This window comes from Pseudomonas sp. KUIN-1, from assembly GCF_009176725.1.
GTDB lineage: Bacteria > Pseudomonadota > Gammaproteobacteria > Pseudomonadales > Pseudomonadaceae > Aquipseudomonas > Aquipseudomonas fragariae.
Map to the genome: position 1 here is coordinate 674,864 of NZ_AP020337.1, position 13,043 is coordinate 687,906.

Sequence of the window (13,043 nt, forward strand, 5' to 3'; positions counted from 1 at the left end):
CTTCTCTACACTTGCGCCCCTTGCTGTCACGGCAGGCGCGCATGTGCCTGTCCCTGAGCAAGACCAACAGTGTCATTCACTCCTTGTCTGACCGCTATTTGAGCGGCAGGCTACAACCCGTAAGGAGCATTCATGCGTCATTACGAAATTATCTTTTTGGTCCACCCGGATCAAAGCGAGCAAGTCGGCGGCATGGTAGAGCGTTACACCAAGCTGATCGAAGAAGACGGCGGCAAAATCCACCGTCTGGAAGATTGGGGCCGTCGTCAACTGGCTTACGCAATCAACAATGTTCACAAGGCTCACTACGTGATGCTGAACGTTGAGTGCACTGGCAAGGCTCTGGCCGAGCTGGAAGACAACTTCCGTTACAACGATGCTGTGATCCGTAACCTGGTCATCCGTCGCGACGAAGCCGTAACCGGCCAGTCCGAGATGCTCAAGGCTGAAGAGAACCGCAGTGAGCGCCGTGAGCGTCGTGACCGTCCTGAGCACTCCGACAGCGCCGATGGCGATGACGGCGACAACAGCGACGTTAGCGATAACGCTGACGAGTAATCCACGGACCTTTTGAGGAGCCAATTACATGGCACGTTTCTTCCGTCGTCGTAAATTCTGCCGCTTCACCGCTGAAGACGTCAAAGAGATCGATTACAAAGATCTCAACACTCTGAAAGCCTACGTATCCGAGACCGGCAAAATCGTTCCAAGCCGTATCACTGGTACCAAAGCACGTTATCAGCGTCAGCTGGCCACCGCTATCAAGCGTGCCCGCTTCCTGGCCCTGCTGGCCTACACCGACAGCCACGGCCGCTGAGACCAGGTAGTCGACAAAACGTAACAAAGGATAGAAAGCATGCGTGCCCTGGCTGAATTCATCATGCGCGGCCGTATGCAGGCCACTCTCGTAGTGGCTGGATGTGCGGCATTGCCGCTGTTGTTCTGGTTGAGTGCTGCCGCAGGGTGCCTTGTGCTCCTGCGACGCGGGTTCAGTGATGCCGTTGGTGTCCTGTCCTGGGCTCTGCTGCCGGCTTTGGTCTGGTGGTATTTCGGTGAACCTCGTACAGCCATGGTGCTGGCCGGTTCACTGAGTTTGGCAATGGTTTTGCGTGCCAGCGAGTCCTGGGTCCGCGTGCTGCTGGTCAGCGTGGCGTTGGGTGTGGTGTATGCAGTAATTCTGGGCACGGTTTTTCGCGAACCTCTGGAAGCAATGTCGCAGGAGTTGCAGAAACATCTGCCGACAATGCTGGCCGGGCTCTACGAGCAGTTGAACGTAGAAGAGCGAGCGCGTCTGGGGGCACTGATTGCACCCGTCCTGAATGGCCTGATAGCGGCTGTGCTGCAAATCGTCAGTGTGCTGTGCCTGATTCTTGGGCGGTACTGGCAGGCGATGTTGTACAACCCTGGTGGTTTCGGGCGTGAATTTCGCGCCGTGAAACTCCCGCTGGTACCCGCGTTGGTGCTGGTGGTGTGCATGCTGGTGGGGCCGAATTTCGGTCCGCAGATAGCGATGCTTACACCGCTGTGCAGCGTACCGCTGGTCTTTGCGGGCCTGGCCCTGATTCACGGACTGGTCGCTGAAAAGCGTCTGTCCAGGTTCTGGCTGGTGGGGATGTACATCACGCTGCTGGTGTTCATGCAGCTGATTTATCCGTTGCTCGTGGTAATTGCCATTGTCGACAGCCTGATTGATTTTCGCGGTCGCCGGAGCTCGAAAGATTCCGGCAATGGTCCTGCGAACGGTGAAGGTTAAAAGTTAAGAGGATTTCCACATGCAACTGATCCTTCTGGAAAAAGTCGCCAACCTGGGCAACCTGGGCGACAAAGTAAACGTTAAGGCCGGCTACGGTCGTAACTACCTGCTGCCTTACGGCAAAGCAACCGCTGCAACCGCTGCCAACGTGGCTGCGTTTGAAGAGCGTCGTGCCGAGCTGGAAAAACTGGCTGCAGACAAGAAAGCATCTGCCGAAACTCGCGCTGCCCAACTGGCTGAGCTGGAAGTGACTATCACTGCCACCGCTGGTGACGAAGGCAAGCTGTTCGGTTCGATCGGCACCCACGACATCGCTGATGCACTGACCGCCTCTGGCGTTGAAGTTGCAAAAAGCGAAGTTCGTCTGCCGAACGGTACTATCCGCAACGTTGGTGAATTCGACGTAGCCGTGCACCTGCACAGCGACGTAGAAGCAACCGTACGCGTTGTCGTAGTGGCTGCTTAAGCAACACGTAATCGTCTGGCGGCATTGCTGCCAGAGGATTAACATCGGGCACGATCCTGTTTACAGGTCGTGCCCTTTGTCTTTGTGCCATCCCCATTCTGCAAACCCCGAATTAAAGTGGCCATGAACGATATTTCCGCCCCCGAGCAATACGATCTGCAAACCGCCGCCCTGAAGGTGCCGCCACATTCCATCGAGGCCGAACAGGCTGTACTCGGTGGTCTGATGCTGGACAACAACGCCTGGGAGCGGGTGCTCGATCAAGTTTCCGATGGCGATTTCTATCGACATGACCACCGCCTGATATTCCGCGCCATCGCCCGATTGGCCGACCAGAACAGCCCGATCGACGTGGTCACCCTGGCTGAACAGCTGGACAAGGAAGGGCAGACCTCGCAAGTGGGTGGCCTGGGCTACCTCAGCGAGCTGGCGAAAAACACGCCATCTGTCGCCAACATCAAGGCCTATGCGCAGATCGTCCGGGCCCGGGCCACGCTGCGGCAATTGATCGGCATCAGTACCGAAATCGCCGACAGTGCGTTCAACCCCGAAGGCCGGACCGCCGAAGAGATTCTTGACGAGGCTGAACGACAGATCTTCCAGATCGCCGAAGCGCGCCCCAAGACCGGCGGCCCGGTCAGCGTCAACGACCTGCTGACCAAGGCCATCGACCGTATCGATACCCTGTTCAACAGCGACAACGCCATTACCGGCCTGTCGACCGGGTATACCGATCTCGATGAAAAGACCAGCGGACTGCAACCCTCCGACCTGATCATCGTCGCCGGACGTCCGTCGATGGGTAAGACCACTTTCGCCATGAACCTGGTCGAGAACGCGGTGCTGCGCAGTGACAAGGTGGTGCTGGTCTACTCGCTGGAGATGCCAGGCGAATCGCTGATCATGCGTATGTTGTCCTCGCTGGGGCGCATCGACCAGACCAAGGTGCGGGCCGGCCAGCTTGATGACGATGACTGGCCGCGTCTGACATCGGCGGTCAATCTGCTCAATGACCGCAAGCTGTTCATCGACGACACGGCCGGTATCAGCCCGTCCGAAATGCGCGCGCGGACGCGGCGGATCGTGCGTGAGCATGGCGACATCGCCATGATCATGATCGACTACCTGCAGTTGATGCAGATTCCCGGCTCCAGTGGCGACAACCGTACCAACGAGATTTCCGAGATTTCCCGCTCGTTGAAAGCACTGGCCAAGGAATTCAACTGCCCGGTGATTGCACTGTCGCAGCTCAACCGCTCCCTTGAGCAGCGTCCCAACAAACGCCCGATCAACTCCGACCTCCGGGAATCCGGAGCGATCGAGCAGGATGCCGACGTCATCATGTTCGTTTACCGGGACGAGGTGTATCACCCGGAAACCGAGCACAAGGGCATTGCCGAGATCATCATCGGCAAGCAGCGTAACGGCCCCATCGGCACCACGCGCCTGGCGTTCATCGGCAAATACACGCGCTTCGAGAATCTGGCACCGGGCAGTTACAACTTTGACGACGATTGATTTTGCCGCCAGATGCTGTTGCCGTTTCATCATGGCTCGTGCTGAGACGGTGGCAGCATCTATCGGTGCGTATCCGTGATTCGGGTTGGATACAATCGCCCTGTTTTTTTGTTTTTTGCCAGTAGCAACCGCATTCTGCCTCTGCCTGTGGCGCCGCCTAACCCGAGAAGGTCCAGAGAGATTTCTCCTGTCCTTAACTTGTGTGCTGAGGCGCCGTTAAAACCTCGCTCATTGAAACTGTCGATCGCCTTGGTGACGGCTGATGTCACTTCATCCTCTCCAAATGTGTTTTTAGCATCCTCGAACACTGTGGAGTTAAAAAAGTCGCCGATAGCAACCTTGGCGAATGTTGTCGCTCGCTTCTTTTTTACTGGGGCATTAAGACTGGGGGCTTCAGGCGTGGATGTACTTGTTCCTGCAGAGTCGCGATAACGCTTTTTATCTTCAGGAGATACGGTGGGTTCTGATGTCTCAGTAATAGATGTCCGGTTGCTCACGTTGCTTAAGGTGCTCACATTGCTCACATTGCTCACATTGCTCGCGCGGCGGGACAGGTCAGGATACTCTGCGGCCCTAAGCTCCATGTGGATGAGTTTCGTTGACTGGCTTAAGAATTCAGGCGATTTGCTGTGTTTTTTGAAAAAGTCTTGCTGGACTGATTTGGGGAGGTAATACGCATGTACCGATCCAGTCGGGTCGTCGTGCCGAAAAAATATATCCCTGGGTCTCGCGTTGACGCTGCTCATGAAGCCGTGAAGTTCTTTAATCTCATTGCTGTCAAGCCCGAACTCACTGGCCGCACTATCAGAAAAAGCCCTATAGGCCTTTAGTTTGGCGTTTTTCCGTGTCCACGAGGTGTAGGCTAGAAGTGCCCAGGTGGTCAGTCCCATAGCGACTACCCCAATAGTAATGCCTATGGAAATGAGCGTCATGCCGTCAAAATCAATGCTCTGGCCACCCTCTGGGTCGACTCTGCTGACGGGGTTGTTTCTGGTCATTCGGTAAAGGTTCAGCCCCTCTACATCGCCTAGCGGGTCTGCACTCATCCAGCGCATCAGCCAAGGCGCGTAATACCTCACGCCGTAGTAATAAAGACCCGTGCTGTCCCGCTCCTTGCCAGAGTAGCGGATGGCTTTATAGGACGCTTCAACAGCCGAGCGCGCAGCCCACCATGCGGTCCCTCCGAACGGGTAATACCCTTCATGGCTGATCAGCTTTGCCTGGGCATCCAGCTCAAGTGTGCTTGAGCCCAGGTGGTCACCGATGCTGTAGCGGAGCTGATTGTTGTCTATCGCATCCGGTTTGCCCTCTCGCCAGTGCAGGCAGCGCACGTTAGTCCGTCCGGCGTACACTGTGATGACTTCCAGTCGCTCGCCGGTTGCACTGTTTGTACGGATTTCCAGGCCTGGCAAATAGCGCACGTCGCATTGGTGCTGGAATGTCCGGGTCATGGCCTTCGCTGTTTTACGCAGGCGCTGGCCGCTAGCGTCGTAAGCGTAGTGTTCGCCGTCGTCTGGTTGCTCGGAACGAGTAACGGCATCCACCTTGATCAGGCGGTTTCCCGAGTCCCAGTGCAGCGCTCGTCCCGCAACCAGCGCTTGCTGATTGCCATTGGCGTCGAATTGTTTATCGAAGTCTGGTGGCGCGTCACCCTCGCGCCAGGGCAAGGCCCGGTTGCTTTTGGTATCGACGATCATGTGGCGTGTGTACGCTTGCGCACCCTTGTGAATGAGCTTTAAGAGATTGCCCGCATCGTCGTAGGAATAACGTTGGGTGTAATTGAGTAGCTGACTTTCATCCACTGGTAGCCGGGCGAGCTCCGGTAATTCAGGGCGAATCCCCGCCAGGGCGGTTTCGCGACCGCTGGCCCTGATCAACTGGTAAAGGCTGTCATATTCGTATTCATTGACGGCATCAATGCGCTGGCCTGAACAGTGGCGTGCGGGCTGTGCCTCGTCCCGAATCCTGGTTACATTTCCCACTGGGTCGTAGTCGTACAGCAGGTGCTGCAGTTGCTTGACTCCCGGACGGTAGGTGATTAGCTCACCCATGCGACCATCGGCAGGATCAAAGCTTGCGCAGCTGATGACTCCGTTACCGGCTGTTTGCGACTCGATACGGCCATGCGCGTCGTACATCAATCCATGCAGCAGTACCTGATCGCTCCCGTTCATCACCCTCAGGCGGGTAGCCTTCAACTGGCCCGACACGTCATAGGTCGACGTATGACGATTGCCTGATGCATCGGTTTGGTCAAGTACCTCGCCCATAGCGTTGAAGCGTGCTTTGCTTGAGAAACCCGGGCCGGGCTCCAGCAACTCATCCTGATGCAGAGCGTCTGCAGGCCAGTTCGGTAGATCGTTCTTCTGCAGAAAGCGTCGGGTCTGCTGGAGAATCTGCCCTGATACGCCACAGGCATCGATAAGATCGCTACCCGATCCGTCGTAAGTCTGAATCAGGCGGCCGCAGACATTGTTGGCAGCGGCCAGCTCTGAACTATCGGCATATGAGAAACGTTCTGATGTTCGGCAGGGCTGGCCCCGGGGCTTTTCGTTGATCGCCAAGGGGCGAAGCAGTTCGTCGTAGCGGGTTGTCCAGTGGGTACCGCGTGCGTCATGGTGCTCCAGCAACTGACCCGCCTCGCCATAGAGGGAAACCCGGCAGCCTGCGTCGACACTGTTTACCGCCAAGGGCGCGCCGGTGAGGCTGAATACCGTGCTCAGGTTCGGGCGAGTGAATGGCTCGGTGGTCAATTGCCTGAATAGCCTGGCGTCCCATCTGGCGACGGGTCTTGCCGCTGCATCATACTGCTGGCGTTCCGGGCGCGCCTGCGAACTATCACCCGGTGTGCCGCGGTAATAACTCACACTGCGGATTGGCAGCCCCCGGCTATCAGTCACCATAAGCGTGGGTGTATGTCGGTGCAGGGCATCAGGCATGGTCGTAGATTTCCATCAGAGCGCGGAATCAGGGTATTCCGACTCGATAAGTCGCGGTACTGTCATAAATAGCAGTGAGGCGCGCCAGCCGAATGATCTTGCTATTCCGACCATTGCCGTCGGACTTGATCAAAAAATGTGCTATATTCCGCGCCCGCGATTTTTCCAACGTGCAAACGTAGGTCCTGAACATGCAATCAGCCAAGCCGTTATTTGACTATCCCAAGTACTGGGCCGAATGTTTCGGACCAGCACCTTTCCTGCCCATGAGCCGGGAAGAAATGGATCTGCTTGGCTGGGATTCCTGCGACATCATCATCGTTACCGGTGATGCGTACGTGGATCACCCGTCTTTCGGCATGGCGATCATCGGTCGTCTGCTCGAATCCCAGGGCTTCCGGGTCGGGATCATCGCGCAGCCCGACTGGCAGTCCAAAGACGACTTCATGAAGCTCGGCGAGCCGAATCTGTTTTTCGGTGTCGCTGCCGGCAACATGGACTCGATGATCAACCGCTATACCGCGGACAAGAAAATTCGCTCCGATGACGCCTATACCCCGGGCGGCATGGCCGGCAAGCGTCCGGACCGCGCAAGTCTGGTGTACAGCCAGCGCTGCAAGGAAGCCTACAAGCACGTACCGATCGTGCTGGGCGGCATCGAGGCTTCGCTGCGCCGCATCGCGCACTATGACTACTGGCAGGACAAGGTTCGCAACTCGATCCTGATCGACGCCTGCGCCGACATCCTGCTGTACGGCAATGCCGAACGTGCGATTGTCGAAGTCGCCCAGCGCCTGTCCTACGGCCACAAGATCGAAGACATCACCGACGTGCGCGGTACGGCGTTCATTCGTCGTGACACGCCGCAGGGCTGGTACGAGGTCGATTCCACGCGTATCGACCGTCCGGGCAAGGTCGACAAGATCATCAACCCGTACGTCAACACCCAGGACACGCAGGCCTGCGCCATCGAGCAGGAAAAGGGCAACGTCGAGGACCCCAACGAAGCCAAGGTGGTGCAGATTCTTGCCAGCCCGCGCATGACCCGCGACAAGACGGTCATCCGCCTGCCATCGGTGGAAAAGGTCCGTAACGACGCTGTGCTGTATGCCCACGCCAACCGCGTGCTGCACCTTGAAACCAACCCGGGTAACGCTCGCGCGCTGGTTCAGAAGCATGGCGACGTTGACGTCTGGTTCAACCCGCCGCCCATTCCGATGACCACTGAAGAAATGGACTACGTGTTTGGCATGCCTTACGCGCGCGTCCCGCACCCTGCGTACGGCAAGGAAAAGATCCCTGCCTACGACATGATTCGTTTCTCGGTGAACATCATGCGTGGCTGCTTCGGCGGCTGCACCTTCTGCTCGATCACCGAGCACGAAGGACGGATCATTCAGAACCGCTCCGAAGAGTCGATCATTCGCGAAATCGAAGAGATCCGCGACAAGGTGCCGGGCTTTACCGGGGTCATTTCCGACCTGGGCGGGCCGACCGCGAACATGTATCGCATCGCCTGCAAAAGCCCGGAGATCGAGTCGGCCTGCCGCAAGCCGTCCTGCGTATTCCCGGGCATCTGCCCGAACCTGAATACCGATCACTCGTCGCTGATCCAGCTGTATCGCAGTGCGCGCGCCTTGCCGGGGGTGAAAAAGATCCTGATCGCCTCCGGCCTGCGCTATGACCTCGCGGTCGAGTCGCCGGAGTACGTCAAGGAACTGGTCACGCACCACGTCGGTGGTTACCTGAAGATCGCCCCGGAACACACCGAGGAAGGTCCGCTCAACCAGATGATGAAGCCGGGCATTGGCAGCTATGACAAGTTCAAGCGCATGTTCGAGAAGTACACCAGGGAAGCCGGCAAGGAGCAGTACCTGATTCCTTACTTCATCGCCGCCCACCCGGGTACCACCGATGAAGACATGATGAACCTGGCGTTGTGGCTCAAGGGCAATGGTTTCCGTGCGGACCAGGTGCAGGCGTTCTACCCGTCGCCGATGGCCACGGCCACGGCCATGTACCACTCGGGCAAGAACCCGCTGCGCAAGGTCACCTACAAGAGCGATGCCGTCACCATCGTGAAGAGCGAAGCGCAACGTCGTCTGCACAAGGCTTTCCTGCGCTATCACGACCCGAAAGGCTGGCCGATGCTGCGGGAGGCACTGGAACGCATGGGCCGTGCCGATCTGATCGGGCCGGGCAAGGATCAACTGATTCCGTTGCATCAGCCGGCTACCGACAGCTATCAGAGTGCGCGCCGCAAGAACTCGACGCCGGCGGGCAGCCACAAGGTTGCCAAAAATGCCAAGACCACGCTGATCCAGACCCAGCACACCGGCCTGCCGCCGCGCGGAAGCGATGGCAGCAAGCCGTGGGACAAGCGCGAAGAGGCCAAGGCTGCCGCCATGGCGCGCAACAAGCAGGCCGCCAAGGAGCGCATGGATGCAGCCAAAGGCAAAGGCACCAAACCGCCCAAGCGCAAGCCGGTGGTGCCACGCTAACTTGGGGTATCAGGGCAGACGCAGAGCGTCCGGGTCCATACATAGGTTCTGAAGGCCGCTGAATAGCGGGCTTCTGCCCGGAGGGCGTGGGAGCGAACTTGTTCGCGATCTGCCGGGGACCGGCAGTAAGGCGGACGCAGAGCGTCCAGAACGGCATGTCGACGCGGAGCGTCGCACGATAGTCGAGATCATCGTTCCTCACGCTCCAGCGTGGGAATGCCGTTCGTGACGCTCCGCGTCACACCACTCCCGCCGTGCCGCTCTATCCATCAACGCCACATACCCACGCCGCTCACAATTCTTCACCCCCCACTCATTCCCTCTGCCACACTGTCTGCCTTATTAGCGTGCAACCCTTGCACCGCTGGCTTCGGCCGGCACGATTTTGGTGCTGCGCCCGTTCAGGCGGGGAGTTCCAATCTCGTTGGCGCACGACTTTGACCGGATGGCATAAGTCTTGCGCGGCTCAATTACCGTTCAGGCTCGCAGGAGGCACGCCGTGTCGATTCATATTGCCTTGCACCATGTCACGCATTATCGCTACGACCGCGCGGTCGAACTGGGTCCGCAGATCGTTCGCCTGCGCCCGGCCGCCCATAGCCGCACACGCGTGCTGTCGTATTCGCTGAAAGTCCTGCCTGAAAACCATTTCATCAACTGGCAGCAGGACCCTCAGGGTAATTACCTGGCGCGTCTGGTCTTCCCGGAAAAGACCGATGAATTTCGCGTCGAAGTCGATCTGGTCGCCGAGATGGCGGTGTTCAATCCGTTCGACTTCTTCCTCGAGCCCTACGCCGAGAACATCCCGTTCACTTACGCCAGCGAAGAGCAGCGCGAGCTGGCGCCGTACCTCGAAAAACTGCCGCTGACCCCGAGATTTCAGGCGTACCTGGACAGCATCAGTCGCGAGCCGATTCCGGCCATCGACTTTCTGGTCGGCCTCAACCAGCGCCTGAGTCAGGACGTGGCTTACCTGATCCGCATGGAGCCGGGCGTTCAGACTCCGGAATTCACCCTGGAAAACGCCTCGGGCTCGTGCCGTGACTCCGCGTGGCTGCTGGTGCAACTGCTGCGTCATCTGGGTATGGCGGCGCGGTTCGTGTCGGGCTACCTCATTCAGCTCAAGGCCGATGTCGAGGCGCTCGATGGGCCGTCGGGTACGGATGTCGATTTCACCGACCTGCACGCCTGGTGCGAGGTCTATCTGCCGGGTGCGGGCTGGGTCGGGCTGGATGCCACTTCCGGCCTGTTCGCTGGTGAAGGGCACATTCCCCTCGCATGCAGCCCTGAACCGTCCTCTGCAGCACCGATCAGCGGTCTGGTCGAGCCCTGCGAAACCGAATTCAGCCATGAAATGTCGGTCGAGCGTATCTGGGAGGCGCCGCGCGTCACCAAGCCTTACACCGAAGCGCAATGGCAGGACATCCAGGCCCTGGGCCGACAGATCGACGCCGATCTGCTGCGCGACGATGTGCGTCTGACCATGGGTGGCGAGCCGACCTTCGTGTCCATCGACGATCGCGATGGCGCCGAATGGAACACCGCCGCGCTGGGGCCGCGCAAGCGTGAGCTGTCCGCCGAGCTGTTCCAGCGCATGCGCGGGCATTACGCGCCGCTGGGCATCGTGCATTTCGGGCAGGGCAAATGGTACCCGGGTGAGCAGTTGCCGCGCTGGTCGCTGAACTGCTTCTGGCGCAAGGACGGCCAGCCGGTGTGGCGCAATAATGCACTGATCGCCGATGAAACCCGCGACTACGGCGCTACCGGCGAACTGGCGGGGCGTTTTCTGGCCAGCGTTGCCGAGCGTCTGAAGCTGCCGGCCCGCTTCGTTTTCCCGGCTTACGAAGACAATTTCTACTACTTGTGGCGCGAAGGCGCGTTGCCGGTCAACGTCACGGCCGAAGACTCGCGGCTGGGCGATGAGCTGGAGCGTGCGCGCCTGCGCAAGGTCTTTGCCCAGGGGCTGGACAAGATGATCGGTCAGGTCCTGCCGCTGGCCCGCAACGCGGACGGTGACAGCTGGCAGAGTGGCCGCTGGTACCTGCGTGACGAGCATTGCCGTCTGGTGCCGGGCGATTCTGCGCTGGGCTATCGATTGCCGCTGGCGTCGCAGCCTTGGGTCAAGGCGGCGGAATACCCGTTCATTCACCCGACCGACCATAACCAGGACTTCCCCGCGCTGGCCGACAGCGACTCGTTGACCTCGGCGCTCAAGTCCACAGACACGGACGCCGAGCGCGCGCCGAAGATCGACGAGTCGGCCGACTGGCTGACCCGCACGGCGTTGTGTGCCGAAGCGCGCGAAGGGCGGCTGTACCTGTTCATGCCGCCGCTGCAAAAGCTTGAGGAATACCTTGAACTGGTGGCCGTGATCGAAGCGACGGCAGAAGAACTGCAGTGCCCGATCCTGCTGGAAGGCTACGAGCCGCCAAGCGATCCGCGGCTGTGCAATTTCCGGATCACGCCGGACCCTGGCGTGATCGAGGTCAACGTGCAGCCTTCGGCGAGCTGGGACGAGCTGGTCGAGCGCACCGAGTTTCTCTATGAACAGGCGCGCCTCACGCGTCTGACCACCGAGAAGTTCATGATCGATGGCCGTCACACCGGCACCGGCGGGGGCAACCATTTCGTCCTGGGCGGCGCGACGCCGGCGGACTCGCCGTTTCTGCGGCGTCCGGACCTGCTGCGCAGCCTGATCAGCTACTGGCACAACCATCCTTCGCTGTCGTACCTGTTTTCCGGCCTGTTCATCGGCCCGACGTCCCAGGCACCGCGCATCGACGAGGCGCGCAACGACTCGCTCTACGAGATGGAAATCGCTTTTGCGCAGATGCCGGCGCCAGGCGAGGAAGTTGCGCCGTGGGTGGTGGACCGTCTGCTGCGTAACCTGCTGATCGACGTCACCGGCAATACCCACCGTGCCGAGTTCTGCATCGACAAGCTTTACTCGCCCGATGGTGCAACCGGACGTCTGGGGCTGCTGGAGCTGCGTGCGTTCGAGATGCCGCCGCATGCACGCATGAGCCTGGCGCAGCAGTTGTTGCTGCGCGCCCTGGTGGCGCGCTTCTGGCGTGAACCCTACGCCCCCGCGAAACTGGCGCGCTGGGGCACGCAACTGCATGACCGCTTCATGCTGCCGCACTTCATCGAGCAGGATTTTGCCGATGTGGTTGCCGACCTCAACGCGGCAGGCTACCCGGTGCAGGCCGACTGGTTCTCTGCGCACCTGGAATTCCGCTTCCCGAAAGTGGGCGATTACGCCGTCAACGGTATCGAGCTGGAGCTGCGTCAGGCGCTGGAGCCCTGGCATGTCCTGGGTGAAGAGGGCTCGGCCGGCGGCGCGGTGCGCTACGTCGATTCATCGCTGGAGCGTCTGCAAGTGCATATCAGCGGGCTGCCGCCGCAGCGCTACGTGCTGACCTGTAACGGTGTGGCAGTGCCTCTGCAGCCGACCGGGCGGGCCGGCGAGTTCGTTGCCGGTGTGCGTTATCGCGCCTGGCAGCCGGCCAACTGCCTGCAACCGACCATCGGCGTGCATGCGCCACTGGTTTTCGATCTGCTCGACACCTGGATGCACCGCTCGCTGGGTGGCTGCGAGTATCATGTCGCCCATCCGGGCGGCCGTAATTACGAAACCTTGCCGGTCAACGCCAACGAAGCGGAAAGCCGTCGCCTGTCACGTTTCTTCCGCATCGGCCATACCCCGGGCAAACTGGACGTTCCGTCGCTCAACATTAACGACGAGCTGCCGATGACGCTGGATATGCGTCTGCATTAAAAAAACAGTGGCTCTGTGCGTCAGATGCACACGGACGTGACATCTGACTGCACTAATCTGAAGTCCTTACGTTGCCTGCCGAGCCTTC

The 13,043-nt window shown here is 59.4% G+C and carries 8 protein-coding genes; 7 read left to right on the forward strand and 1 reads right to left on the reverse strand.

From position 1 onward, the window contains the following. The first annotated feature begins 132 nt into the window (after positions 1–132). The 5 genes from rpsF (at position 133) to dnaB (ending at position 3,737) form a co-directional block, all read left to right on the forward strand. Positions 133–558, forward strand: coding sequence for a 30S ribosomal protein S6 (gene rpsF, locus KUIN1_RS03170; RefSeq protein WP_002551828.1), 426 nt, complete (start codon positions 133–135; stop codon positions 556–558). A gap of 28 nt (positions 559–586) precedes the next feature. After that, positions 587–817, forward strand: coding sequence for a 30S ribosomal protein S18 (rpsR, locus tag KUIN1_RS03175; RefSeq protein ID WP_002551829.1), 231 nt, complete (start codon positions 587–589; stop codon positions 815–817). 39 nt (positions 818–856) lie between these two features. Beyond that, entirely contained in the window at positions 857–1,753 is an 897-nt protein-coding gene (locus tag KUIN1_RS03180; RefSeq protein ID WP_010427802.1) for a hypothetical protein, read from the forward strand. Between the two features lie 19 nt (positions 1,754–1,772). Then, positions 1,773–2,219, forward strand: coding sequence for a 50S ribosomal protein L9 (gene rplI, locus KUIN1_RS03185; protein WP_003317208.1), 447 nt, complete (start codon positions 1,773–1,775; stop codon positions 2,217–2,219). Between the two features lie 123 nt (positions 2,220–2,342). Next, positions 2,343–3,737, forward strand: a complete 1,395-nt coding sequence (gene dnaB / locus KUIN1_RS03190; protein ID WP_003317209.1) for a replicative DNA helicase — start codon at positions 2,343–2,345, stop codon at positions 3,735–3,737. Between the two features lie 59 nt (positions 3,738–3,796). Here dnaB and KUIN1_RS03195 read toward each other — a convergent pair whose 3' ends face one another. Continuing rightward, positions 3,797–6,676: an RHS repeat-associated core domain-containing protein gene (locus KUIN1_RS03195; protein ID WP_152091823.1), complete on the reverse strand. Its 2,880-nt coding sequence runs from the start codon at positions 6,674–6,676 to the stop codon at positions 3,797–3,799. A 191-nt stretch (positions 6,677–6,867) separates the two neighbouring features. Between KUIN1_RS03195 and KUIN1_RS03200 the strand changes: the two genes are divergently transcribed. Then, on the forward strand, positions 6,868–9,177 hold the full coding sequence (locus KUIN1_RS03200) for a YgiQ family radical SAM protein (RefSeq protein ID WP_024638297.1): 2,310 nt from the start codon (positions 6,868–6,870) through the stop codon (positions 9,175–9,177). Between the two features lie 499 nt (positions 9,178–9,676). Further along, complete coding sequence (locus KUIN1_RS03210; protein ID WP_104683636.1) at positions 9,677–12,955, forward strand: transglutaminase family protein; 3,279 nt, start codon at positions 9,677–9,679, stop codon at positions 12,953–12,955. Positions 12,956–13,043 lie beyond the last annotated feature (88 nt).